Annotated in this window: 24 protein-coding genes; 20 read left to right on the forward strand and 4 right to left on the reverse strand. The window is 61.6% G+C overall.

The genetic code is table 11. The annotated features are described in order from the left end of the window. Positions 1 to 64 precede the first annotated feature (64 nt). A complete protein-coding gene (locus PQQ52_RS23095; protein ID WP_408216344.1) occupies positions 65 to 676 on the reverse strand; it encodes a hypothetical protein in 612 nt (203 codons plus the stop codon). A 410-nt stretch (positions 677 to 1,086) separates the two neighbouring features. Here PQQ52_RS23095 and PQQ52_RS23100 point away from each other — a divergent pair, with 410 nt between their 5' ends. The 4 genes from PQQ52_RS23100 to PQQ52_RS23115 all read left to right on the forward strand — a co-directional run bounded on the left by PQQ52_RS23100 (position 1,087) and on the right by PQQ52_RS23115 (position 3,199). Next, positions 1,087 to 1,812, forward strand: coding sequence for a hypothetical protein (locus PQQ52_RS23100; RefSeq protein ID WP_408216346.1), 726 nt, complete (start codon positions 1,087 to 1,089; stop codon positions 1,810 to 1,812). 177 nt (positions 1,813 to 1,989) lie between these two features. Next, the gene (locus tag PQQ52_RS23105; protein WP_408216348.1) at positions 1,990 to 2,532 is read left to right on the forward strand and encodes a helix-turn-helix domain-containing protein; all 543 of its coding nucleotides are present in this window, start codon (positions 1,990 to 1,992) and stop codon (positions 2,530 to 2,532) included. Beyond that, a complete protein-coding gene (locus tag PQQ52_RS23110; RefSeq protein WP_408216350.1) occupies positions 2,529 to 2,945 on the forward strand; it encodes a VOC family protein in 417 nt (138 codons plus the stop codon). The genes PQQ52_RS23105 and PQQ52_RS23110 overlap by 4 nt, the downstream gene beginning before the upstream one ends. Next, positions 2,942 to 3,199: a hypothetical protein gene (locus PQQ52_RS23115; protein WP_408216352.1), complete on the forward strand. Its 258-nt coding sequence runs from the start codon at positions 2,942 to 2,944 to the stop codon at positions 3,197 to 3,199. Before PQQ52_RS23110 ends, PQQ52_RS23115 begins: the two co-directional genes overlap by 4 nt. Positions 3,200 to 4,300: 1,101 nt before the next feature. On the opposite strand, the gene PQQ52_RS23120 is transcribed toward PQQ52_RS23115, so the two are convergent. After that, entirely contained in the window at positions 4,301 to 5,218 is a 918-nt protein-coding gene (locus PQQ52_RS23120; RefSeq protein ID WP_408216355.1) for a LysR substrate-binding domain-containing protein, read from the reverse strand. A gap of 285 nt (positions 5,219 to 5,503) precedes the next feature. Between PQQ52_RS23120 and PQQ52_RS23125 the strand changes: the two genes are divergently transcribed. The 4 genes from PQQ52_RS23125 (at position 5,504) to groL (ending at position 9,754) form a co-directional block, all read left to right on the forward strand. Further along, positions 5,504 to 6,106 (forward strand): TetR/AcrR family transcriptional regulator, encoded by a 603-nt coding sequence (locus PQQ52_RS23125; RefSeq protein ID WP_408216596.1) that lies wholly within the window; start codon positions 5,504 to 5,506, stop codon positions 6,104 to 6,106. A 13-nt stretch (positions 6,107 to 6,119) separates the two neighbouring features. Further along, a complete protein-coding gene (locus tag PQQ52_RS23130; RefSeq protein ID WP_408216358.1) occupies positions 6,120 to 7,334 on the forward strand; it encodes a glycosyltransferase in 1,215 nt (404 codons plus the stop codon). A gap of 436 nt (positions 7,335 to 7,770) precedes the next feature. Next, complete coding sequence (groES, locus tag PQQ52_RS23135; RefSeq protein WP_122152238.1) at positions 7,771 to 8,061, forward strand: co-chaperone GroES; 291 nt, start codon at positions 7,771 to 7,773, stop codon at positions 8,059 to 8,061. A 52-nt stretch (positions 8,062 to 8,113) separates the two neighbouring features. Continuing rightward, entirely contained in the window at positions 8,114 to 9,754 is a 1,641-nt protein-coding gene (gene groL, locus PQQ52_RS23140; protein ID WP_408216361.1) for a chaperonin GroEL, read from the forward strand. 185 nt (positions 9,755 to 9,939) lie between these two features. On the opposite strand, the gene PQQ52_RS23145 is transcribed toward groL, so the two are convergent. Then, positions 9,940 to 10,800, reverse strand: a complete 861-nt coding sequence (locus PQQ52_RS23145; protein ID WP_408216363.1) for a hydroxymethylpyrimidine/phosphomethylpyrimidine kinase — start codon at positions 10,798 to 10,800, stop codon at positions 9,940 to 9,942. Positions 10,801 to 11,100: 300 nt separating this feature from the next. On the opposite strand from PQQ52_RS23145, the gene PQQ52_RS23150 reads away from it, so the two are divergent. The 8 genes from PQQ52_RS23150 (at position 11,101) to PQQ52_RS23185 (ending at position 18,168) form a co-directional block, all read left to right on the forward strand. Continuing rightward, complete coding sequence (locus tag PQQ52_RS23150) at positions 11,101 to 11,271, forward strand: rubredoxin (protein WP_006047743.1); 171 nt, start codon at positions 11,101 to 11,103, stop codon at positions 11,269 to 11,271. A gap of 257 nt (positions 11,272 to 11,528) precedes the next feature. Beyond that, complete coding sequence (locus PQQ52_RS23155; RefSeq protein ID WP_408216366.1) at positions 11,529 to 12,944, forward strand: FimL-related protein; 1,416 nt, start codon at positions 11,529 to 11,531, stop codon at positions 12,942 to 12,944. Positions 12,945 to 13,202: 258 nt separating this feature from the next. Next, on the forward strand, positions 13,203 to 13,781 hold the full coding sequence (locus PQQ52_RS23160) for a YqgE/AlgH family protein (protein ID WP_179736473.1): 579 nt from the start codon (positions 13,203 to 13,205) through the stop codon (positions 13,779 to 13,781). Next, positions 13,778 to 14,218, forward strand: a complete 441-nt coding sequence (ruvX, locus tag PQQ52_RS23165; protein WP_408216370.1) for a Holliday junction resolvase RuvX — start codon at positions 13,778 to 13,780, stop codon at positions 14,216 to 14,218. The genes PQQ52_RS23160 and ruvX overlap by 4 nt, the downstream gene beginning before the upstream one ends. Next, positions 14,205 to 14,747 (forward strand): bifunctional pyr operon transcriptional regulator/uracil phosphoribosyltransferase PyrR, encoded by a 543-nt coding sequence (gene pyrR, locus PQQ52_RS23170; RefSeq protein WP_325045130.1) that lies wholly within the window; start codon positions 14,205 to 14,207, stop codon positions 14,745 to 14,747. Before ruvX ends, pyrR begins: the two co-directional genes overlap by 14 nt. Before the next feature lie 125 nt (positions 14,748 to 14,872). After that, positions 14,873 to 15,898 carry an aspartate carbamoyltransferase catalytic subunit gene (locus PQQ52_RS23175; protein WP_408216373.1) on the forward strand — a complete coding sequence of 342 codons (1,026 nt, stop codon included), beginning with the start codon at positions 14,873 to 14,875 and terminating at the stop codon, positions 15,896 to 15,898. Between the two features lie 100 nt (positions 15,899 to 15,998). Next, complete coding sequence (locus PQQ52_RS23180; RefSeq protein ID WP_408216376.1) at positions 15,999 to 17,279, forward strand: dihydroorotase; 1,281 nt, start codon at positions 15,999 to 16,001, stop codon at positions 17,277 to 17,279. 37 nt (positions 17,280 to 17,316) lie between these two features. After that, on the forward strand, positions 17,317 to 18,168 hold the full coding sequence (locus PQQ52_RS23185; protein ID WP_408216379.1) for a lysophospholipid acyltransferase family protein: 852 nt from the start codon (positions 17,317 to 17,319) through the stop codon (positions 18,166 to 18,168). A gap of 9 nt (positions 18,169 to 18,177) precedes the next feature. On the opposite strand, the gene PQQ52_RS23190 is transcribed toward PQQ52_RS23185, so the two are convergent. Further along, on the reverse strand, positions 18,178 to 19,056 hold the full coding sequence (locus PQQ52_RS23190) for a symmetrical bis(5'-nucleosyl)-tetraphosphatase (protein WP_408216382.1): 879 nt from the start codon (positions 19,054 to 19,056) through the stop codon (positions 18,178 to 18,180). A 202-nt stretch (positions 19,057 to 19,258) separates the two neighbouring features. Here PQQ52_RS23190 and PQQ52_RS23195 point away from each other — a divergent pair, with 202 nt between their 5' ends. From PQQ52_RS23195 to rfbC, 4 genes are all read left to right on the forward strand, one after another. Beyond that, entirely contained in the window at positions 19,259 to 20,170 is a 912-nt protein-coding gene (locus tag PQQ52_RS23195) for a GDP-mannose 4,6-dehydratase (RefSeq protein WP_408216384.1), read from the forward strand. Between the two features lie 447 nt (positions 20,171 to 20,617). Then, complete coding sequence (rfbB, locus tag PQQ52_RS23200) at positions 20,618 to 21,679, forward strand: dTDP-glucose 4,6-dehydratase (RefSeq protein WP_408216387.1); 1,062 nt, start codon at positions 20,618 to 20,620, stop codon at positions 21,677 to 21,679. 9 nt (positions 21,680 to 21,688) lie between these two features. Next, positions 21,689 to 22,582: a glucose-1-phosphate thymidylyltransferase RfbA gene (rfbA, locus tag PQQ52_RS23205; RefSeq protein WP_408216390.1), complete on the forward strand. Its 894-nt coding sequence runs from the start codon at positions 21,689 to 21,691 to the stop codon at positions 22,580 to 22,582. After that, positions 22,567 to 23,118: a dTDP-4-dehydrorhamnose 3,5-epimerase gene (gene rfbC, locus PQQ52_RS23210; protein WP_408216392.1), complete on the forward strand. Its 552-nt coding sequence runs from the start codon at positions 22,567 to 22,569 to the stop codon at positions 23,116 to 23,118. The genes rfbA and rfbC overlap by 16 nt, the downstream gene beginning before the upstream one ends. The last annotated feature ends 8 nt before the right edge of the window (positions 23,119 to 23,126 follow it).

Genomic DNA, 23,126 nt, shown 5'->3' on the forward strand with positions numbered 1-23,126 from the left:
GGGCGCCGAATGCCGGCGCCACAATCAGGAAGAACAAGGCACCGCAACGAGGCCTGCAAGCGGGTTACTGTGTGACGACGTAACCCCGTGCCTGCATGCACGCGCCATACGCGGCCCAATACTGTGTCATAGGCGGTTCGGGTGCCGGCAGCGGCGGCAGCTTCACGCCGGATGCCGTGCCCGCTGCCGCCGTCTCCGAGGCGCCGTTATCCGCGAGGGTCGCCGATGCCGGGTTGGTGGACGCGGTAGTCGTCGCGCTTGCCGGGGTTGCCGCTGTCGCCGTGGTTGAGCTGGCTGTCTTTGTTGCCGCAGCGGTCGTTGCGTTAGCTGTTGCTGTGCTTACGCCGGGGGCACTTGCAGCAGGCGCGGCCGCGGCCGCATTGGCGGGCATGCTTGCGCCCGCGGGCGCCGCTGAAAAACTGCTGGGAGGCAAAGGTGGCCGCGACGGCGCACCGGTCGACGACGTTTTGGTTGCCGCCGGTTTGCGCGGCGGAAGCTGCGATTCGTGCGCGATGTTGACCTTGGTTTGCTTGTTGGCCGTGGCGTAACACATCGCGGTGTCGATGCTGCGCTGATAGGCGCTTTGACTTCGGATTGGATAGGTGAGCGGCTGCCATGCGAAGGCAGCACTGCTAAACACCCATAACGTCAAGGCCGTATATGTTTTGATTCCCATCGCAGTCGCTCCCGCAGCGATGTTTCGCCGTTCGCCGGCAATCGCGCTTCGCGGTACGTTCTCGTGGTTGCTGATTGTGCCGCTGAACGGCGGCTCACTGCCGCGAAGGCTGCTTTCTTCAGCGTAACACCTGGCACTGTCGACGGAAGGAGCCGCATAGCGCGCGAAAACGCCATCCTGCAGTCGAATCAAGACACTTCGGTGTGAGAGGGCGGGAAATAGTGTGAAAGCGTAGGGGAATTCCCTGAACGCCGCGCGCCGGGCTGCGGATTACGGGTCCCGGTTTTGAGCGAAAACTTTCCGCGCCTTACCGATAGCCGAGATGGGCCGGAAACCTACCCCTTACCAGGCATTTGGAAATGTTTTCATCGCTTACGCTGAGTGCTCAACCCGTAAGGAGATCAAGCATCATGAGCATACAAAGTGTAAGCGGCTCGCAAACCGGCACTGACCTGCTTTCTGTCGGCGCCACTCGCCACTCGGGCGGCGGTGGTTGCAAAGCGGGGTCGTCCTCGTCGTCTTCGTCTTCGTCGACCAGTTCGACGGACTCGAACCCGCTGTTGTCGGCACTCGAGGCGGCGCTGTCGGCGCTTGGGATTGGCAGCACGTCGTCGACCACGGCGGCGTCGGGTACGTCGGGTACGGCGGCTTCTTCGAGCTCGTCCAGCACCGCAGTCTCTTCCACCTCGTCCACGAGCGATTCGTCGTCAACCAGTTCGGTTTCCGGCGCGCTGCAGGCCTTTCTCGGGGCGCTGTTTCAGACACTCGGGTCGCTTCAGCAATCGGGCAACAGTGACGCCTCCACGTCTAATAGCACGAGCGGTTCGACGAATTCGATCGCGACTTCGTCCTATGGGGATATTGGCGGGGCGTTGAATGCGCTCGCACAGGAACTCGGGTCCGGCAGCACGACGAGTTCGAGTGCTGCGTCCGTTACTTCGGGTACAAGTAGCGATGCTTCTTCTTCGTCTTCGCAGACGTCGACGCTGCAGACGGATTTCCAGGCGCTGTTGAGCTCACTCGGCGATAGCAGTTCGGGCACGTCGTTGCAGTCGTTTGTGCAGACGCTCGCGAACAATCTCAAGGGACACTCGCATATGCAAACGGTTGGCAGCCTGGTGTCGACTACGGCTTAAGGTAACGAAAGTACACGCAGTTTCCCGTCCTTGCTGACGACGCCATCAGGAAGGACGGGCGCCGAATCTGGCTGTCAACGGACAAGTCCTATCGCCTTGATGGGCGCCGGTGCGCCGCTATGCGGGTCACAGTGTTGAGCCTAAACTACCCGCATATTGCCAGCCCCTTGGGAATTTATGCCCCCTAGCGAAGACCATAAAGGCCAGCCGCTTGCCTCGTCCCCCGCGCCGGTCGGCGCCGATGCATTGCAGGACCCGGCCCTGCTGCGCCGCCTGCTACGCGCCAAAGACCGCATGGACGCCGCCTCGCACGAAGCCTGGCCGGTCAAACGCCTGGCCGAAGTCAGTGGCGTCTCCGAAGCCCATTTCGCGCGCTCCTTCAAGCGGGCCTTCGGGCTTCCGCCGCACCGCTACCTGCTGACCCGACGCATCGAGCAGGCCACCACCCTGCTGCGCGACACCGAGCTCAGCATCACGGAAATTGCCTTCGCCACCGGCTGGGAGAGTCTTGGCACCTTCGGCCGCATCTTCCACGACATCACCGGCCAAAGCCCCAGCGCCATGCGACTTGAGGCCCAGGCCAATATGCCTCGACTCGACCGTGTGCCCGCCTGCGTCCTGAAGGCCGCACAGCGTCCCGATCTCAACATCGCAGTTTTGGAGAAGCGCCGGCGCGTGGCCAAGGATAAAGTCCGGCCACTAACCAAGGAGGTGTCATGAACCAGGGTATCAATGTGGTGGGTTTGTACGTCGATAACCAGGATGAAGCGCTCAGCTTCTACGTCGACAAGCTCGGATTCCGCGTCCACACGGATGTGCGCAACGGTCCTTACCGCTGGCTCACCGTCCAGCATCCGGACCAGCCTTCGTTCCAGCTCGGCCTGTTCACACCCGGCCCGCCCATCCACGACGAGGCTACCGCGCAAACCCTGCGCGCGATGGTCGCCAAGGGGGCGATGCCACCCCTGGTCCTTTCCGTGACCGACTGTCGTGCCAGTTACGCCCAGCTGAAAGACCTCGGTGTGGAATTCACCCAGGAGCCGATAGACCGCTTCGGCAGCGTCGATGCCGGTTTTCGCGACCCCGCCGGTAACGGCTGGAAGATGATCCAGGCCCCGAAGAGCACGACATGAATGCCAGCACCTGGATTCGTCGGTTTCATCGTTGGGTATCCATCGCCTTCACGCTGACGGTTATCGGCAACTTCGTCGCCATGGCTCAGAGAAGTGGCCCGCCGCCACCCTGGATCACCTACGCGCCGCTGCTGCCCCTGGCCCTGCTGCTGCTGACGGGGCTCTGCCTGTTCGCGCTGCCCTACGTCAGCCATCGCCGCGGCCGTTCTGGCCCGGCGCGTTCTGTCCGCGACCAGGAGGCGCCGTTCGCCTGAAGAACGCGGCCAGCGCGCATGCCGAGCCCGCTGCCGAACTCGTCGCTGCCCGGATTCAGTCGCTACCCGACTGGCGAGGCAACAGGCTCCTCCGCCCGCGCGCCATGCGTGCTCGCGAAACAGAAAATTATCGCCTAGACTGCACTTCTCATTTTGCGAGTTTCCGTTGAGCATTCATGGGGATAGCACCTTACTCAGTGGATACGGCAATACATGAACCTTCGGGCGCGATGAATCCTTCGGACTACGTCGCGCAGCATCTGCATAATTTTGCCCCGTCCTCACCGGTACCAGCCTCGAGCTCGATCGCTGCCGGGCATCATCTGGCAATGTTCTTGTGGAATCCTTACGCGTTCGTTCTTCCGGTTGCTCTGTTCGTGGTGCTGGTATGCGTCGCTGCTTTTCGCGATCGCTGGGCTGTCTTCAGGTTCGCTATACGAATGCCTCTCGGGCAGCGTCTGTATGTATGGTGGTCATGCGCGTGGCGGCAGTGGCTTGCGAATATCCTGCTAGCCATTATCGGTCTGGTGGCTTTCCTGTTTCTGTATCGGAAGGCAGCCGCGCCTGTCATGAAACTGTCGGCGGGCTTGATGAAACCCGGCGCGGGAATGTTTTCGGCCATGCTGGCTCTTGCGATCGGCGCGATGCCGATCATCCTGGCCGCTTTAATCTACACGCTGCTGAGTCTGCCGCTCGTGGAGTACGCGGTACGAAGCGGACTTGCCTCACACGCACTGCCTGGTCCCAAGCGGTTTAATGTCGGCCGCGCGACGTTGCTCGGCTTGACCACGTTTGTGTGGTCTTTGCCCGGCAGCCTCATGATCGCCAGTGCAGTCGTTCCTTTCCCTGATCGTGTCGCCGATGTGCTTCGCGTGGCTGCTCTTCGTTGTGTGGGGAATGTACGTCGTCTTGCCGCGTCAGGTGCGCAGGGTTGCGCGGCTGGGGGAGCCTGGACGGTAAGCCTTTGCGTTTTGTTTTGGACGAAATTGCTGCGCGCAGATGGCGCCACGGTTCTCTGCATGATGCGATTTCGTCACGACTCAGTGCCGCATGGCAACGTCGGCTCGACACCGGCCGTATCCGGCTGCGCTCACAACGCTTTCAACAGTGTGGTGAGGCCGTTTCCGCGCTATACGCGCTCGCCTGTTCGAGCAGCCACGCCCGGAAAAGCTCCAGCGGTTTGCCATGGCTCAGTTCGGTGGGGTAGACGAGGTAGTACGCGGAGTCGACTGTGGTGGCGGTATCGAATGGGATCACGAGGCCGAGCTGCTTCAGCTGGTTACCGACGAAGAATTTCGGCACCAGTGCGATGCCGAGTCCTGCCGCCGCAGCGCTGATCAGCATGCTGTGCAATTCGTAGCGTACGCCCTGCATGGTGCTGCTGTCCTCGACGCCGAGACTCGAAAACCAGTGCGCCCAACCGTCGGGGCGCGTGGTCGAATGCAGCAAGGGATAGGCGAGCAGTTCGTGTGCTTTCGCGATGGGTTTGTCGAGCAGCGACGGCGCGCAGACCGGCACGACTTCCTCGCCGAACAGATAGTCCCACGACGTGCCCGGCCAGGTGGGCTTGCCGTAATGGATCGCGGCTTCGAAGTGCGATTCCACGAACGAAAAGGTGTCGGTCCGCACACCCATGTTGACGCGCACATCCGGCGTGCGGTCGTAGAAGTTTTTCAGTCGCGGAATGAGCCATTGCGACGCGAACGTGGGTAGCACGGCGAGTTCCAGATAACCGCCCCCGCCGCCGTGCGCGATGATCGACAGCGTGTCGCGATCCAGATGTTCGAGCGAGCGGCGTACCTGCGTTCCGTAGATACGTCCTGCTCGCGTGAGCACGACGCGCTGCTTCGCGCGTACGAACAGATGCACGCCGAGATTGGCTTCGAGCGTTGCAATCTGGCGCGACACCGCGCTCTCAGTCAGGAAGAGTTCCTTCGCCGCGTGCGTGAAACTTTCGTGGCGGGCGGCTGCTTCGAACGCGAGCAACGCGCCCATGTTAGGTATCTTGAACTTGCGCATCTTGATTCCGGGCACTCATCAAGTAGCAATTTAATCTCGCTTTGCGCGTGAGGCAATGAATTAAAATAATGCACGTCTGCCGAAGGCGATTCATCTTTTGCGTGGTCACTTCCGACCCGTGCATTTCCCACTCTACCGTCGCCCATTGCGTACGCGCTCATGCGCTGGAGCGTGCCCGCCGAGCGGCCGTGACATTCAGTGCGAATGAAGCTTGACATGAAAATTGGACAACGTACAATTTTGAACATTGTTCAAAATTAATCGAAACGTATGGCCGTCGCCGATATGACTGGACGCAGGGCTCGCAAACGTCAAAGCACGCTGGAAAGTGTGGCGAGTCTTGCCGGAGATTTATTTCAGCGGGACGGGTACGAGTCTGTGACGATGGAACAGATCGCACAGGTAGCGGATATCGCTCGGGGTACGCTGTACAACCATTTTCCAACCAAGGAAGCCGTACTGGCATCCTGGATACAGCAGGAACTTGCGCGAGATTTGCAGGACTTCGCGTCTGACATGAACGCCGACATGGAGTTTGCGGATGGAGTCCCGCGATTACTGGATCTATCCGCCCAGTGGTGTACAGCGCACAGGGAATTGCTACCACCCTATTTGAAATTCTGCTTTCAAGGCATGCAGGCGTCCATGACGGCCGATGGCGGAGAGGGGCTGGTGGCGTTGTACGCACAGATGATACGCACTAGCCAGCGTGCTGGAAAAATCCGCTCCGACCTGGGCGCCGTGCATCTCGCCACGCTATTCCATCATCTCTATCTGGGCGCGCTAATGCGTTGGCTGGCACTGCCAGATCTTGAACTGCGCCATGAATTCGCCTTGGCGATCGATGTTTTCCTGCAGGGCAGCGCCCGGATGCCGAGTCAACAATAAAGAGAGTGTCCAGATGAAACTCCTGGCATTGACCTACGGCACCGAAGGCGACACGCGACCTCTGGCTGTGCTGTGCCGCGCCTTGATGGATGCAGGACATGAAGTGACTCTGCTTGCCGACGGGGCAACGCTGGGGAGTGTTCGCGCACTGGGGGTTCCCCATGCAGCGTTGAGCGGAAACATGAGAGACGAGTTGGCTGCCCTGGTGACCAGTGGCAAGGGCGTTAATGCTACGGCGGCGGGTTTGGCGCGTATCGCAAACGCCCAGGCGCACAGCTGGATGCAGCAGACAGCCCGCGCTGCGGTAGGCTGTGACGGGCTGATCGCAGCGGGCCTGGCCGCTTTCGTGGGCTTATCGGTAGCCGAGCATCTTGGCATACGAGTCATCGGCGCCGGCCTGATACCCATCTCCCCGACGGATGCATTTGCCTCGCCGTTCCTTCCTCCTCGTTGGATCCCCTCAGTGTTAAACCGGGCAAGCCATCAAGCAGTGAATGGGTTGCTATGGCACGCTTTCCGCAAAGCGATAAATCAGGCGAGACGGAGTGTGCTGGGACTTCCACCGCGCCGGAAGCTATGGACGGCGCACCCCATGCTCTACGGTGTCTCGCCTGCTCTGGTGCCCGAACCGCGGGACTGGCCCGCGCATACCAGACTGTGCGGGCAATGGCTGGCTCCTGCGGATTCCTGGACACCACCCGCTGCACTTAAAGCATTTCTGGATGCGGGCGAACCGCCGGTTTATCTGGGATTCGGCAGCATGGTCGGATTCGACCGGGAAGCAGTGCTGAATGTTTTTATAGACGCAGCGAAGGGGCGCCGCGTGCTCCTGTATCCAGGCTGGGCTGGTATTCCTGATCGGGTGCTACCCGAAAATTTCTTCGTCGTCGATGAAACACCCCATCAATGGCTATTCCCACGTACGTCGCTGGTTATCCATCACGGCGGTAGCGGCACGACCCATTCGGCGTGCCGTGCAGGGGTGCCGTCGGTCGTGTTGCCTTTTGCGGGGGACCAGTTGTTCTGGGCTCATCAACTGAATCGCCTCGGCGTAGCTGACCGCGCGGTATCAACGCGCAAGCTGGATCGGGAGAAGGTTAAGCAGGCGATCGGATTCGCGCGGCTTGCTGAGACCAGGCAGCGGGCTGCCGCATTAGGAAAACAAATGGCGCATGAAGCCGGGACAGCAACCGCTGTTGCGGAGATAGAGGCCATTCTGGCCATGTGACGCGAACCGTGCGGTCATCGTGCCCCGTCCAGGTGGGGCGAAATATTCTCAGTTACCAGGGGATCAAGGGATTTCCCTGGGCGGACGGTGGCGAAGAAAATTTGGGGAATCGGGTCGTCGGGCGGCCTGTTCGTGAGTGACCGACGTCCCGCTTGATCCCGCGTGACGAAGCAGAAATCTGCGGGTACGTCCCTGTTTCAAAAGGGAATTGTTCCGGTTCGTCAAGGCTTTGCAGGAGCGCCGGGCCCGAATTCAGGCGAACAAAACCTGGCGTTAAGCAAATCTCGACAACCAAAGCGAGATCCCTTCTTGAATTTGTCACCACCCGTCCATATAATTAGCACTCGCTGCACGAGAGTGCTAACAACATCGCCGGTTGGCTCAGCCAGCCGGGTTTTCTCAGCGTTCTTCAGTCTCAATCAAGAGAGGAGTATGTATGAACCTTCGTCCTTTGCATGATCGCGTGATCGTCAAACGTCTGGATCAAGAAACCAAGACTGCGTCGGGCATCGTGATCCCCGAAGCCGCAGCAGAAAAGCCGGATCAAGGCGAAATTCTGGCAGTCGGCCCGGGCAAGCGCGACGACAAGGGTGCACAAATCGCACTCGACGTGAAAATTGGTGACCGCGTCCTGTTCGGCAAGTACGCAGGCCAGACCGTTAAGGTCGACGGCAACGAACTGCTCGTGATGCGTGAAGAAGACATCATGGCCGTGGTGCAGAAGTAAGCGCTGGTCGCTACTTCCCCGGCTATATCCCAAGAATTCAAGGAGTTAGAAGATGGCAGCTAAAGACGTCGTATTCGGTGATTCCGCCCGTGCCAAGATGGTTGAAGGCGTGAACATCCTCGCGAACGCTGTGAAGGTCACGCTGGGCCCGAAGGGTCGCAACGTTGTCCTGGAACGCAGCTTCGGCGGCCCGACGATCACGAAGGATGGTGTTTCGGTCGCGAAAGAGATCGAACTGAAAGACAAGCTCCAGAACATGGGCGCGCAGATGGTCAAGGAAGTGGCTTCCAGGACCAGCGACAACGCAGGTGACGGCACCACGACCGCAACGGTTCTGGCTCAGTCGATCGTCCGCGAAGGCATGAAGTACGTTGCATCGGGCATGAACCCGATGGATCTGAAGCGCGGTATCGACAAGGCTGTGACGGCCGCTATCGAAGAACTGCGCAAGATCAGCAAGCCGTGCACGACGAACAAGGAAATCGCTCAAGTTGGCGCGATTTCGGCAAACAGCGATTCGTCGATCGGTGACCGCATCGCTGAAGCGATGGACAAGGTCGGCAAGGAAGGCGTGATCACGGTTGAAGATGGCAAGTCGCTGCAAGACGAGTTGGACGTTGTCGAAGGTATGCAATTCGACCGCGGCTACCTGTCGCCGTACTTCATCAACAACCCGGACAAGCAAGTTGCTGTGCTCGAAAACCCGTTCGTGCTGCTGCACGACAAGAAGGTTTCGAACATCCGTGATCTGCTGCCGGTACTGGAACAAGTTGCCAAGGCTGGCCGTCCGCTGCTGATCATCGCAGAAGACGTCGAAGGCGAAGCGCTGGCTACGCTGGTTGTGAACAACATCCGCGGCATCCTGAAGACGGTTGCTGTCAAGGCTCCGGGCTTCGGCGATCGTCGTAAGGCCATGCTGGAAGACATCGCTGTCCTGACCGGTGGTCAAGTCATCGCTGAAGAAACCGGCCTGACGCTCGAAAAGGCAACGCTGGCTGAACTGGGTCAAGCGAAGCGTATCGAAGTGGGCAAGGAAAACACGACGATCATCGACGGCGCTGGCGAAGCTGCAACCATCGAAGCACGTGTGAAGCAAGTTCGCACGCAAATCGAAGAAGCTACGTCGGACTACGACCGTGAAAAGCTGCAGGAACGCGTCGCCAAGCTGGCTGGCGGTGTTGCAGTGATCAAGGTCGGTGCTGCGACCGAAGTCGAAATGAAGGAAAAGAAGGCACGTGTCGAAGACGCACTGCACGCAACGCGCGCAGCTGTGGAAGAAGGCATCGTTGCTGGTGGCGGCGTCGCGCTGATCCGTGCACGTTCGGCCATCATCGGTCTGAAGGGCGCTAACGCCGATCAGGACGCAGGTATCAAGATCGTGCTGCGCGCGATGGAAGAGCCGCTGCGCCAGATCGTCACGAACGGTGGCGAAGAAGCCAGCGTCGTGGTGGCAGCTGTTGCAGCTGGCACGGGCAACTACGGCTACAACGCAGCAACCGGCGAGTACGTCGACCTGGTTGACGCAGGTGTCGTGGACCCGACGAAGGTGACGCGCACGGCGCTGCAAAACGCAGCTTCGGTCGCTGGCCTGCTGTTGACCACCGACGCAGCTGTTTGCGAACTGCCGAAGGAAGATGGTCCGATGGGCGGCGGTATGCCCGGCGGCATGGGCGGCATGGGCATGGACATGTAATTTCGGTTGGGCCTCGTTTGAGGCTCAGTTGGAAACACATGGGGAAGTGCGCCGCGAGGCGTGCTTCCCAAAAGAAAAAACCCGCAGAAATGCGGGTTTTTTTATGGGCGCTGTTTTGTTGAGGTAGAAGCGGAAACCCTCGCTGGGCGCCCGCCGCTGAAGCAGCAGACGCTTCGCGTCGATTTTTAATGCCGTGCTTCACCCGGCGCCGCGTCCTTGCCGGCCGCGGGTGGCGTTTCGTCGTCGCTGCTGCGGGCCCAGAAGAAGCGGTCCGGCAGATACGCGCCCATTCCCGGCCGGAATGCGTTGCGCATTGCTTGATACAGATACTCCTGCGCCTCGCGCACAGCTTCCGCCGGTTCCTGGCCGTTGGCCAGCAACGCGGCAATCGCGGCACCGAGGGTATCCGTGATGCCCATGATCCGGTGACTGCCGCGGTCCCACATATCCTGACGCAGCTGGCCGTCTTCGCTGAACAGCGTGTTGACGAGCCGGTGCGTCCCGGTTTCCGTCGAAAGAATGTACTCGCAGCCTTGTGACAGCAGATGCGAGATCGCTGCATCGAGGCTCGGCGCTTCGGCGTCACCATCCGGCTGGGCGAGGGCGAGCAACGTGGCCGAATCGGCGACCAGCAAGGTGGTTTGCGGCGCCAGCAGGTCGGCGATCGCTTCGCGTAGTTCGTCGGCGGCGAGCACGTGTTCGTCGTCGAGCGTGAAGTCGGGGGCGAGGATCAGCGGGATATCGTCGTAATCGGCGACGACCTCCGCAATCGCGCTCACCACTTCCGCGCGCGTGCATGCGCCGACCTTGAACGCGGCGATCGGCATGTCTTCGAGCAGCATCCGGGCCTGGGTCGCGACCACTTCAGGGTCGAGCCCGGTGACCTCGTCGCAGCTTGCTGAGTCGCGCACGGTATAGCCCGTGAGCACGGAAACGCCATGGCAGCCCATGCTGGCAAGGGTCATCAGGTCGGCTTGCAGTCCGGAGCCACCGGTGGGATCGGAAAGGCCGAAGGTGAGGACGATCGGGGGTGTGTCGCTGGGCATGAAAATTTACAAAAGGAGCTGTATTTAGGCGCAGAGAGTGCGCAATCGACTCAATTATGCGGCCTAAACCGTTGTGAAGGCGGTTTTTCGCATTCTTCGGCTTGTTGTCGCAAGCAAGAGCGATGTAAGCGGCAGCCAATGCAGCCGCACTACGCCGCAAGCACGGCGGGAACCGACGCAAACCTCTAGCCAAAGGCCGCCGCACGCTGCGATTGGGCGTTTCTGATTGCTAGGCATTGGGGCGGCAACACGGTACCATCATGGCTCCCGTTTCCACGGACTCTACGACGCGACACAAGAATGGAATATCAAAGCTGGATGTGCCTGATTTGCGGTTGGATTTACGACGAAGAAGCCGGTTTGCCGGACGAAGGCATTGCGCCGGGCACCCGCTGGGAGGACGTTCCCATTAACTGGACCTGCCCGGAATGCGGAGCGCGCAAGGAAGACTTCGAGATGGTCCAGATCTGAGGTTCGGGGGCAAGCGGCGGTGTCCAGCGGAGTGTCATGCCGTGTGATTGCGGCGCGGCGTTTTGCAGGCAGCGTCGGCCGGAGCGAATGCGGTTCATGCTCTCGGAACACAGCCCCAACGCGTCGGCGCGGAGCGTCCCCGGTTGCACCGTGTCGCAGCGGTAGTCTGTCATTGTCCTGTCGCCAGTTCGCGCGTTAGCCGATCAGTTTCTCGTGCGACGCTGAGCGGCGGTCCGTCAGCTTTCTGTCGCCTGCCCATGACTCTTCGATCCGCTGCACCCGATTCCTTCGATGCCTTGCCGAATCCGCGCGGCGGCGCAGTCCGTTCCGCCGAGTTGGCGCTGGCCGAGGCGTTGCTAGCGTTCGAACAACACAGCGAAAGCACCTCGGCGCTGCTGCGTGCGTCGCACGCATTGCGCGAGGCCGGCTGGCTGAGCGCACAGCGTTTCGCGGACGCGCTGGTGCGACTTTCGCCTTTGGCCGAGAGCGAGGGTGATCTGGCTGATGCGAACAGCGCGCGGGCGGTGTTCGGCGCCGCGTTGCACGATTTCCGCGCAGCGCTCGAGCGTCACAATCTGCGCGAGCTGTCCTGCTCGCCCACACTGTTCAATCACTATCGCGCGCTCTGTACCCATTTGTCGGAGCACACGCCTGGCTCGACCGTCGCTTTCGAAGATCTCGCCCTGAGCGCGCGCCCCGTGCCACCGGTATCGCTGCATGCCCAGTCGGTGGATCAACTGGCCCATTTGCGGGCGCGCTATGAACGCGCGCTGTTGCCCGTGTTGCGCTCGCAGCCCGATAACAGCGGCGCCGCGCTCGCTTTCACGAACGCGGCGCTCGACGAACTCGACGCAGTGCTCACCGAACTCACCGGCCCGGATCCCTATGATTTCTGGCGCCTCGCCAAGGCCTGTGCCAAGGCGCTGCGCGTCAGCGGCCGCGCCACCGGAGAAGCCGACGCACGGCGTTTCTATGCGCGCTGCAACCTCGCGCTGGCCGATCACGCGCGCGGCATCGAGCGCGCGCCGCGTTCGCTGGTGCGCGCGACGCTGGCGCTGCTGTGGCGCGATTACGCGTTGTTCGGCGCTGCAGCGGAAGACGCCGATCATGTCGAGGTGCTGCACGACTATGGCTTGACGGTCGATTGGCATGTGGCGGGCACCCAGGCATCCGAAATGCTTTGGGAAGCTGGCGCCATGCAGGCACAGGCGATCAGTGCAACCCGCAGCGCGCTGACGCGTGAGCTGGGCGTGCTGACCGTCAACGCGCACGCCTATGAAGATTTCCTGCAGACGGCGGATGCCTCGATTTCGGCGCTGACCGAGCATGCCCGTGCGGCCGATCAGCCCGAAAAAGCCGATCCGAGCGAGGCGCTGCAGGCGGGCGACGCCGCCTACCGGCTCGGCGCCGCCGCATGCGCGCTGGGCCTCGGCCATATCGCGCTGGTCGCCGATGCGCTTGGGCTTGCGTGGCGTCGCCGCGCACACGCCGGCGTATCGACGCCGGCAGTGCGTTCCCACGTCATCGTGGGCGCGCCGGCGGCGAGCACGCTCGAGCAGGCCGCCGAAGCTTTGCGCGCGATGCTGCACAAAGTGGCTGCAGGCGTCTCGCCAACAGGCAGCGGCGCCGCGCTGGCCGCATTGACGCGTTCGATCGAACAGGGCGGCGCCTGATCTGCAGCGCTAGCGGCAGTACGTCCTGCGCAGGCACGCATCCTCATGCCAGTAGCAGCGAGTAGCAATGAGGGAATCCGGAGGCATGCGATATGCGTGTCGTAAAACACCGCTAACCCGCACCGTGGACAAGGCCTGCGTGCGTGATAGAGTGGAACTTGATTCGCCGTCGATGGCTCGCGGCGCACTTCATCGCACACATCGCGGTCCCGCGCTCAAAGCCCGCCATCCTGCATCGTCTTTGCTAAAATCCGAACTATGTCCAACAGTACTGATCGCATCAATCTGACCAACCAGTTCCTGATCGCCATGCCGAACATGGCCGATCCTACGTTTTCAGGAACAGTGGTCTACCTTTGCGATCACAGTGAGCGCGGTGCGCTCGGCCTCGTGATCAACCGGCCGACCGACATCGATCTGGAAGCGCTCTTCAGTCGCATCGATCTCAAGCTCGAGATCGAACCCCTTCTCCATGTGCCCGTGTATTTCGGCGGCCCGGTGCAAACCGAGCGCGGCTTCGTGCTGCACGATCCGAAAGACGGCAATGCCTATACGTCGTCCATGTCCGTGCCAGGCGGGCTTGAGATGACCACGTCGAAAGACGTGCTCGAAGCTGTCGCAAGCGGCACGGGCCCAGAGCGCTTTCTGCTGACGCTCGGTCATGCCGGCTGGGGCGCGGGTCAGCTCGAAGAGGAGATTTCGAAGAACGGCTGGCTCACCGTTGAAGCCGACCCGAAAATCGTTTTCGACGTGCCCGCAGAAGAGCGTCTGGAAGCGGCGCTCGCGCTGCTCGGCATTTCACTGTCGATGCTGTCGGGCGAAGCAGGTCACGCATGAGCCTGTCGGCCGGACGTGAGGCGACGCTGCTTGCGTTCGACTATGGTGAAAAGCGGATTGGCGTGGCGGTGGGCAATTCGCTTACCCGCAGTGCGCGGCCGCTCGTGATCGTGCAGAACCGCAGTCGCGAATACCGTTTCGAGGCGGTCGGCAAGTTGATTGCTGAGTGGAAGCCTGATGTGCTGGTGGTCGGTTTGCCGATGCATCCCGACGGCACGCCGCACGAAATGACCCAACTCGCGAAGCGCTTCGGTAATCAGCTGAATGGCCGCTTCAATCTGCCCGTGACATGGGTCGACGAGCGCTACTCGTCGGTCGAGGCGAAGGCGGAAATCCGCGCCGGGAACGGCCGCGCCGACATGCTCGACGCCCAGGCCGCCAGTATCATCCTCCAGCAATATCTAGACGGACTTTCCGACGACCATGAGTTTCATTGACGCCGAAGCGCTCTACAGCGCTTTGCTCGAACAGATTCGTGCCGCTTATGGTGACAAGCTCTGCGCCGGGCAAGACGATGCCGAAGGCGCCGTGCTGGCCGGCATCTACAGCGGCGGCGCGTGGCTTGCCGAGCGCCTCGCGCGCGACCTGCGGGTGCCGAGCTTCGGCGTGGTGAATGTCGCGCTGCATCGCGACGACTACGCGAAAAAAGGCCTGCACTCGCAGGCGAGCCCAACCTCACTGCCGTTTTCCGTGGACAAGCGCCGCATCGTGCTGGTGGACGACGTGCTGTACACCGGCCGCACGATTCGCGCGGCGTTGAACGAGCTGTACGACTACGGCCGTCCGGCATCGGTCGAATTGGCGGTGTTGGCCGATCGTGGCGGACGCGAGCTGCCGGTGGCGGCGCGGTTTGTCGGCGGCGTGGTGGATGTGCCGCCCGATGCGACGCTTGTTCTTGCCCGCGAACAAGGCGGGGCCGATGGCAACCCGCATTTCACGTTTCACACTGAAGCACGCGTTGACTGAGCGCGACTCCGCATATCCAGCAAAGCGGTTCACGCGCTGCGGCATTGAACGCGCAGATTGAACTGTCACACGCAGCCAGCATCGACGCCGTCCACGTTGAAGCCCGTATTTGAAGCAGGTACACCATGAACACCGCCACCCAGGCCTCCCAGGATCCAGCCGACAGCGCCACTGAGCGCTTCCGTTATGGCTTCCTGAAGGGCAATCCGCAGCTCACGAAAAACGGCGAGCTCAAACATCTGTTGTCGATCGAGGGCTTGCCGAAGGCGATCGTCAATCACATTCTCGATACCGCTGATCAATTCGTCAGCGTGACCGATCGCGAAGTGAAAAAGGTGCCGCTGTTGCGCGGCAAGTCGGTGTTCAACCTGTTCTTCGAGAACTCGACGCGCACCCGCACCACCTTCGAGATCGCCGCGACGCGTCTTTCGGCGGACGTGCTGAATCTGAACATCAATGCTTCGTCGACGAGCAAGGGTGAGTCGCTGCTCGACACGATCAACAATCTTTCGGCGATGCATGCCGACATGTTTGTTGTGCGTCATGCATCGAGCGGCGCACCGTATCTGATCGCACAGCACTGCGCGCCGCACGTGCACGTGATCAATGCCGGCGACGGCCGTCACGCACACCCGACCCAGGGTCTGCTCGACATGTACACGATCCGCCACTACAAGAAGGATTTCACGAATCTGCGCGTGGCGATCGTCGGCGACATTCTGCATTCGCGGGTCGCGCGTTCGGACATTCATGCGCTGACCACGCTCGGCGTGCCGGAAGTGCGCGCGATCGGTCCGCGCACACTGCTGCCGGGCGGTCTCGAGCAAATGGGCGTGCGCGTATTCCATAACCTCGATGAAGGCCTGAGAGACGTCGACGTGATCATCATGCTGCGCCTGCAAAACGAGCGGATGAGCGGCGCGCTGCTGCCGTCGGCGCAGGAGTACTTCAAGAGTTGGGGTTTGACGCCGGAGCGGCTCGCGCTCGCCAAACCCGATGCGATCGTGATGCACCCGGGCCCGATGAATCGTGGCGTCGAAATCGATTCGCAGGTGGCCGACGGCCCGCAATCGGTGATTCTGAACCAGGTCACGTTCGGTATCGCGGTGCGCATGGCGGTGATGGGGATCGTCGCGGGCAATCACGATTGATCTCGCCGCGGCACGCACCAATACACGCACCCACGCACCCGCGCACGCGACAAGACACGCAGAACTTAGCTGAACGCTTGGCTAAACATTAAGGCAGCGCATGAAGATTCATATTCAAGGCGGCACGCTGATCGATCCGGCAGCGGGCACCGAACAGCAGCAGGACATTTTTATCGCAGCGGGCAAGATCGTCGCCATCGGCAGCGCGCCGGCTGATTTCACCGCGGTGAAGACAATCGACGCTAAAGGCCTGCATATCGCGCCGGGCCTGGTCGACCTGTCCGCGCGCTTGCGCGAGCCGGGCTACGAACACAAGGCGACGCTCGAATCCGAAATGGCCGCCGCGCTCGCGGGCGGCGTGACGAGTCTCGTGTGTCCGCCGGACACCGATCCGACGCTCGATGAACCGGGCCTCGTCGAGATGCTCAAGTTCCGCGCGCGCAATCTGAACCAGGCGCATGTGTATCCGCTCGGCGCGTTGACTGTTGGTCTGAAAGGCCAGGTCATCACCGAGATGGTCGAGCTGACCGAAGCGGGCTGTATCGGTTTTTCGCAGGCCGACGTGCCAGTGGTTGACACGCAGGTATTGATGCGGGCGTTGCAGTACGCGAAGACCTACGACTACACCGTTTGGCTGCGTCCGGTCGATGCGTATCTCGGCAAAGGCGGTGTGGCCGCGAGTGGTGCGCTGGCGTCGCGGCTTGGGCTCTCGGGCGTGCCGGTGTCGGCTGAGACGATCGCGCTGCACACGATCTTCGAACTGGTCCGCGTGACGGGCGCGCGGGTGCATCTGTCGCATGTGTCGTCGGCGGCGGGCATTGAGTTAATGCGCGCGGCCAAAGCCGAGGGCTTGCCGGTGTCGTGCGATGTCACCGTGAACCACGTGCACCTGATCGACCTCGACATCGGCTATTTCGATGCGCAATTCCGGCTCGATCCGCCGTTGCGCCAGCAGCGCGATCGCGAAGCGATACGCGCGGGTCTCGTCGACGGGACGATCGACGCAATCTGCTCTGACCACACGCCGGTCGACGACGACGAAAAGCTCCTGCCGTTCGCCGAAGCCACGCCGGGAGCGACGGGCCTCGAGCTATTCCTCTCGCTGACGGTCAAATGGGCCGACGAAGCGCGTGTGCCGTTGGCCAAGGCGCTGAACCGCATCACCACGGCGCCCGCCGACGTGCTGAAGCTTGAGGCGGCCGGACGCATTGCCGTGGGCGCCGTCGCCGATCTTTGCGTGTTCGACCGCAACGCGTATTGGCGCGTCGAGCCGCGTGCATTGAAGAGCCAGGGGCACAACACGCCGTTCCTCGGCTATGAACTGCCGGCGCGCGTGCGAGCGACCATCGTGTCCGGTCACGTTGCGTTCGAACAGCGCTAATATCCGCGGCATTGCCCAGTTACGGAAAGCTCCGATTATGAAGCTCGCGTTACGCAAGGCCCGTCTCATCGCGCATCTGCTGCACGGCATGTGGATTGTCGCGACACGCTTCCCCAAGGCCGGCGCGGATGGGCGACAGACGCTCAACCGCGAATGGTCGCTGAAAATGCTGCGTTTGTGCGGCATGCAGCTCGTCGTGCATAACGACAGCGCGCGGCTCGACCGCGGCGCGCTGGTGGTCGCCAATCACATCTCGTGGATCGATATCTACGTGATCAATGCGTGGCGGCCCACGCCGTTCGTGTCGAAGGCCGAGATCCGGCAGTGGCCGGTAGTCGGTTGGCTGGCGCAGCAACTGGACACAGTGTTCATCCAGCGCGAGAAGCGGAGCGACGCAAAGCGGATCATGCATGAACTGTCCGACCGCCTGAGCGCCGGCGAACTGATGTGCGTGTTTCCTGAAGGGACGACGTCGAACGGTCTGGCGCTGCTGCCGTTTCACGCGAATATGTTCCAGGCCGCCGTGTCGGCCTCGGCGCCGGTGCAGCCGCTTTGCATCATGTATGAAGATGCGCAGGGACGGCAATCCACCGCGCCTGCGTATATCGACGATCTGACGCTGGCTGATTCGCTGAATATGGTGCTGCGCGGCGGTCCGTTGACCGCACACGTGTATGTCGGCGCACCGCTTGCGCCGGGTGCGGATAGGCGCACGCTGGCGGCGGAGGCAGAAGGGGTGATTGCGGCGGCGTTGCGGGAGATGCAGGGCGGTATGACGAGGTCCGGTGCGGCGATTGCGGCGTCGATTTCATCGCCGAACGCGTCTGATGCTTCCAACGCCTCACCGGTGCTGATCGAACCGGTCGATCAGTCCGGCCGGTCGGCTTAACGGGGCAGCTTAGTTGCCGCCGCCTGGCGCGCGGCAAGTTTCGCAGTCAACCTGCGTTAGCGTGCGCTCCGCAGGATCTTGCGCAAGACGCACGGCGGAAAGTTTCTCGCCCCATACGCATCCGGAATCGAGACCGATCAGGTTGTCGCGCAAGGTCAAGCCGAGCGCGGCCCAATGGCCGAACACCATGGTGACGTCCGCGGTCTTGCGCGACGGCACGTCGAACCACGGCATGCTGCCCGGCGGCGCGGAATTCAGGCCACCACTGCTGCTGAAATCCATCGCGCCTTCGGCATTGCAGAAGCGGATGCGCGTCAATGCGCTGCACGTCAGGCGCAGCCGGTCGATGCCCTTGATGCCGGGCGTCCAGCGATTCGGCTCGTTGCCGTAGAGTCCCGCGAGCGTTTCCTTCCAGTTCGGCGCGCGCAAAGCCCGCTGCAGTTCGTCGGCGAGTTCCATTGTCAGGGCGGCGTCCCATTGCGGGAGTACACCTGCATGCACCATCAGCATGCCGTTGTCGAAATGCGCGAGCGGGCGGTGGCGGACCCATTCGAGCAGGTCGGCCGCATCCGGCGCGGCGAGAATGTCGTCGATCGTGTCGCCTTTCTTCGACTTACGAATTCCCGCCGATACCGACAGCAGATGCAGGTCGTGGTTACCCAGCACCGGCACCGCGCGATCTCCCAGCGCGATGATGTCGCGCAGCGTGGCGAGCGATTCGGACCCGCGGTTGATCAGGTCGCCCGCGAACCACAGCGGCGTGCCTTCGGGCGGCGCGGCCTTGGCCAGTAACGCCTGGAATGGCGTGCGGCAGCCTTGCAGGTCGCCGAAGGCAAGCGGTAACGGGCGCGGCTGGGTCGGGGAAGTGAAGGCTGTAGGTGCTGTCATCGGGGAGTCGGTGCAAATCGATACACGCGGGTACGCACGAGACGTGCCGCGTTGGGCGGTGCAACATGCTAGCGTGACATAATATCCGGTTTGAAGCACGCGTATCGGGCATTGCGCCGTCAGAGGCCGCTAGCCAGCACGACCGCCAAAGGCGCGTGCATTATTGCAATACAACAGGAAGATCCTCGTGAACGGAGAAAGCATGTCGTCTGCCCATGCGACGCAACCTATTCGCACCCTCGTTACGGGGGCGAGTGGCTTTACGGGCCGCTATCTGGTGGAGAACCTGCTTGGCCATGGCCATACCGTGATCGAAACGGTGGGCGGCCGCGACGAGCTGGAAACGCCGACGCGGCTGCGGCTCGACATCACGTCGCCCGACGCTTGCCGCCGTGTGATCGAAATGACGCGGCCCGACTACATTGTTCATCTGGCGGCGATCAGCTTCGTGGGCCATAACGACCCGCTCGACTTCTACCGCGTCAACGTGATTGGCACGCTGAATCTGCTGGAGGCCTGCGCGGCTGTCGGCCATACGCCGCGCAAGCTGTTGATTGCGAGCAGCGCGAATGTTTACGGCAATGTCACCAGTGACGCCATCGACGAAACCTTCCCGGTCACGCCGGTGAACCACTATGCCGCCAGCAAGGCGGCCATGGAAACGATGGTGCGGACCTGGTTCGACCGGTTGCCGATTCTGATCGTGCGGCCGTTCAACTACACGGGCCGCGGCCAGGCATCGAATTTCCTCGTGCCGAAGATCGTCGAGCATTTCGCACGGCGCGAGCCAACCATCGAATTGGGCAATATCGACGTGGCGCGTGATTTCTCGGACGTGCGCTACGTGGCGAGCGCCTACGAGGCTTTGCTCGATTCGGCGGCCGCTGCTGAAACGGTCAACGTCTGTACCGGCACGCCCTATACGCTGCGGGAGATCCTGTCGGCGGCAAGAGAACTGACCGGGCACGAACTCGAGATTCAGATCAATCCCGCTTTCGTCCGACAAACCGACGTGAAGATGCTGGCCGGGTCGCCGGCCAAGCTACGCTCGCTGGTGCCAACGGTCGAGTCGATTCCGTTCATGGATACGCTGCGCTGGATGTTGGCGGCTTAACGCGCGCAACCGGCGGTATCGGGGGGCATCTGCCGCTATCTCGCGCAGCAGGTATGCGTGGCGGCCCGCTTGGGGCCAAAAGCGGCAACGGCGTCGCGCGGCGTCGTGCCTCATGCAGGTCGCCCGTGCCGTAACCCGGCTATCCACCCGGGCAGCGGGCCGGTTCGGGCCCCTTGCGCACACGCCCGCTGGTGGCGGCACTCGCCGTCAAACCACCCCCTCGGAAATCAATGGAAACCAAACCTGTCAAGCTGTTTCAAGTTGTTAGGGTTCTAGTTTTTGCTCCGGGCGGCTTTATAATCAGGGCTTCATAAGATTGGCGTTTGAGCGCCTGCCTGCGGTGTGAGGGGCGGCGGCGAGCGTTGACAAGAATCGGATACCACAACGCGAGGTGGGCAGATCGGCGAGCTGATTCCGATCTGCCACCAACATCTAGAAGGGAATTTCATGATTCTGGTAACGGGCGGTGCCGGCTTTATCGGCGCCAATTTCGTGCTCGACTGGCTCGGTGCGTCGGACGAAGCGGTGCTGAATGTGGACAAGCTGACCTATGCGGGCAATCTGGGTACGCTCAAGTCGCAACAGGCCAATCCCCGGCATGTGTTTGTGCGAGCCGATATCTGCGATCGTGCCGCGCTAGACGCGCTCTTCGCCGAGCACAAGCCGCGTGCCGTGCTGCATTTTGCCGCTGAAAGCCATGTGGACCGTTCGATCCACGGCCCGGCGGATTTTGTGCAGACCAACGTGGTCGGCACCTTCACGTTGCTCGAAGCCACCCGTCAGTACTGGAATGCACTCGGCGAGGCCGACAAGGCCGCGTTCCGTTTCCTGCACGTCTCGACCGACGAAGTGTTCGGCTCGTTGTCCGCTACCGATCCGCAATTCTCCGAAACCACGCCGTACGCGCCGAATAGCCCCTATTCGGCCACCAAGGCGGGTTCCGACCATCTGGTGCGCGCTTACCATCACACGTATGGTCTGCCGGTGCTCACCACGAACTGCTCGAACAACTACGGTCCGTATCAGTTCCCCGAGAAGCTGATTCCGCTCATGATCGCCAACGCGCTCGGCGGCAAGGCGCTGCCGGTGTACGGCGACGGTCAGAATGTGCGCGACTGGTTGTATGTCGGCGACCATTGCAGCGCGATCCGCGAAGTGCTTGCGCGCGGCACGCCGGGCGAAACGTACAACATCGGTGGCTGGAACGAAAAGAAGAACCTCGACGTCGTGCATACGCTGTGCGATCTGCTCGACCAGTTGCGGCCGAAGGCGGGCGCTTCGTACCGCGATCAGATCACTTACGTGAAGGATCGTCCGGGCCACGACCGTCGTTATGCGATCGACGCCCGCAAGCTCGAGCGCGAACTCGGCTGGAAGCCGGCGGAGACGTTTGAGACCGGTCTCGCCAAGACGGTTCAATGGTATCTGGACAATCAGGTGTGGTCTGACGAAGTGGCTTCGGGTGAGTATCGGAAGTGGGTTGAGACTAACTACGCGCAGCGCGCGTAAGGGCACGGCATGGCGCGCAAAGGCATTATTCTCGCGGGCGGATCGGGCACGCGCCTGTATCCGATTACGCACGTCGTATCGAAGCAGTTGCTGCCGGTCTACGACAAACCGATGATCTATTACCCGCTGTCCACGTTGATGGTGGCGGGTATTCGTGACGTACTGATCATCTCCACGCCGCAAGATACGCCGCGTTTCGAAGCCATGCTCGGCGACGGCAGCCAGTGGGGCATGAATATTCAGTACGCGGTGCAGCCTTCGCCGGATGGTCTTGCGCAGGCGTTCATCATCGGCCGCGACTTTGTGGGCAATGATCCGTCGGCGCTGATTCTCGGCGACAACATTTTCTACGGCCACGATCTCGCGAAGCAGCTGGAACGCGCTAACGAGAAAGATGAAGGCGCTACGGTGTTCGCGTATCACGTGCACGATCCGGAGCGTTACGGTGTCGTTGAATTCGACAAGCAGTTCCGTGCACTGTCGATCGAAGAGAAGCCGGTCAAGCCGCGCTCGAACTACGCTGTTACCGGCTTGTACTTCTACGACAAGCAGGTCTGCGATATCGCGGCGGACATCAAGCCCTCGCCGCGTGGCGAGCTCGAAATCACCGACGTCAATTCGCGTTATCTGGCCAACGCCGCGCTCAATGTCGAAATCATGGGGCGTGGCTATGCGTGGCTCGACACGGGCACGCACGATTCGCTGATCGAAGCGGCGACATTCATCGCGACGCTGCAAAAGCGCCAGGGTCTGGTGGTTGCGTGTCCGGAAGAGATCGCGTACCGGCAGGAATGGATCGACGGTGAGCAACTGCTTGCGCTGGCCAAGCCGCTCGCGAAGAACGCGTACGGCAAGTATCTGCAAAACCTTCTTACGGACCACGTTGCATGGCCATCCAAGTAACCGCTACCGCGCTGCCTGAAGTCAAGATCATCGAACCGAAAGTGTTCGGTGATGCACGCGGCTTTTTTTACGAAAGCTTCAATGGTCGTGAGTTCGCCGAACATGTTGAAGCTGGCGTCGAGTTTGTTCAGGACAATCATTCGCGTTCCGCTCGGGGTGTGCTGCGCGGTCTGCATTATCAGATCGTGCATGCGCAAGGCAAGCTGGTGCGCGTCGTGGAAGGCGAGGTGTTTGACGTTGCAGTCGACATCCGCAAGAGTTCGCCGAACTTCGGTAAGTGGGTGGGTGTGATTCTGTCGGAAGAGAATCACCGGCAGTTGTGGGTGCCTCCGGGTTTTGCGCATGGTTTCGTTGTGCTGTCCGAGACTGCGCAGTTTCTGTACAAGACCACGGACTACTGGTTCCCTGAGCATGAGCGCAGCATTGTCTGGAACGATCCGGAGATTGGCATTGAATGGCCGATCGACTTCGAGCCGTTGCTGGCTGCCAAGGATGCGGCGGGTAAGCGGCTGGCCGATGCTGAACACTTCGCGTGAGGGGTTGC

Origin of the sequence: Paraburkholderia sediminicola (assembly GCF_046030555.1) — a bacterium.
GTDB lineage: Bacteria > Pseudomonadota > Gammaproteobacteria > Burkholderiales > Burkholderiaceae > Paraburkholderia > Paraburkholderia sediminicola_E.

Excerpts from the sequence above, each read along its gene's own strand:
- PQQ52_RS23095 (WP_408216344.1), bottom strand. The coding sequence starts at position 676 with ATGGGAATCAAAACATATACGGCCTTGACGTTATGGGTGTTTAGCAGT.
- PQQ52_RS23100 (WP_408216346.1), top strand. The coding sequence starts at position 1,087 with ATGAGCATACAAAGTGTAAGCGGCTCGCAAACCGGCACTGACCTGCTT.
- PQQ52_RS23105 (WP_408216348.1), top strand. The coding sequence starts at position 1,990 with ATGCCCCCTAGCGAAGACCATAAAGGCCAGCCGCTTGCCTCGTCCCCC.
- PQQ52_RS23110 (WP_408216350.1), top strand. The coding sequence starts at position 2,529 with ATGAACCAGGGTATCAATGTGGTGGGTTTGTACGTCGATAACCAGGAT.
- PQQ52_RS23115 (WP_408216352.1), top strand. The coding sequence starts at position 2,942 with ATGAATGCCAGCACCTGGATTCGTCGGTTTCATCGTTGGGTATCCATC.
- PQQ52_RS23120 (WP_408216355.1), bottom strand. The coding sequence starts at position 5,218 with ATGCGCAAGTTCAAGATACCTAACATGGGCGCGTTGCTCGCGTTCGAA.
- PQQ52_RS23125 (WP_408216596.1), top strand. The coding sequence starts at position 5,504 with ATGACTGGACGCAGGGCTCGCAAACGTCAAAGCACGCTGGAAAGTGTG.
- PQQ52_RS23130 (WP_408216358.1), top strand. The coding sequence starts at position 6,120 with ATGAAACTCCTGGCATTGACCTACGGCACCGAAGGCGACACGCGACCT.
- groES (WP_122152238.1), top strand. The coding sequence starts at position 7,771 with ATGAACCTTCGTCCTTTGCATGATCGCGTGATCGTCAAACGTCTGGAT.
- groL (WP_408216361.1), top strand. The coding sequence starts at position 8,114 with ATGGCAGCTAAAGACGTCGTATTCGGTGATTCCGCCCGTGCCAAGATG.
- PQQ52_RS23145 (WP_408216363.1), bottom strand. The coding sequence starts at position 10,800 with ATGCCCAGCGACACACCCCCGATCGTCCTCACCTTCGGCCTTTCCGAT.
- PQQ52_RS23150 (WP_006047743.1), top strand. The coding sequence starts at position 11,101 with ATGGAATATCAAAGCTGGATGTGCCTGATTTGCGGTTGGATTTACGAC.
- PQQ52_RS23155 (WP_408216366.1), top strand. The coding sequence starts at position 11,529 with ATGACTCTTCGATCCGCTGCACCCGATTCCTTCGATGCCTTGCCGAAT.
- PQQ52_RS23160 (WP_179736473.1), top strand. The coding sequence starts at position 13,203 with ATGTCCAACAGTACTGATCGCATCAATCTGACCAACCAGTTCCTGATC.
- ruvX (WP_408216370.1), top strand. The coding sequence starts at position 13,778 with ATGAGCCTGTCGGCCGGACGTGAGGCGACGCTGCTTGCGTTCGACTAT.
- pyrR (WP_325045130.1), top strand. The coding sequence starts at position 14,205 with ATGAGTTTCATTGACGCCGAAGCGCTCTACAGCGCTTTGCTCGAACAG.
- PQQ52_RS23175 (WP_408216373.1), top strand. The coding sequence starts at position 14,873 with ATGAACACCGCCACCCAGGCCTCCCAGGATCCAGCCGACAGCGCCACT.
- PQQ52_RS23180 (WP_408216376.1), top strand. The coding sequence starts at position 15,999 with ATGAAGATTCATATTCAAGGCGGCACGCTGATCGATCCGGCAGCGGGC.
- PQQ52_RS23185 (WP_408216379.1), top strand. The coding sequence starts at position 17,317 with ATGAAGCTCGCGTTACGCAAGGCCCGTCTCATCGCGCATCTGCTGCAC.
- PQQ52_RS23190 (WP_408216382.1), bottom strand. The coding sequence starts at position 19,056 with ATGACAGCACCTACAGCCTTCACTTCCCCGACCCAGCCGCGCCCGTTA.
- PQQ52_RS23195 (WP_408216384.1), top strand. The coding sequence starts at position 19,259 with ATGTCGTCTGCCCATGCGACGCAACCTATTCGCACCCTCGTTACGGGG.
- rfbB (WP_408216387.1), top strand. The coding sequence starts at position 20,618 with ATGATTCTGGTAACGGGCGGTGCCGGCTTTATCGGCGCCAATTTCGTG.
- rfbA (WP_408216390.1), top strand. The coding sequence starts at position 21,689 with ATGGCGCGCAAAGGCATTATTCTCGCGGGCGGATCGGGCACGCGCCTG.
- rfbC (WP_408216392.1), top strand. The coding sequence starts at position 22,567 with ATGGCCATCCAAGTAACCGCTACCGCGCTGCCTGAAGTCAAGATCATC.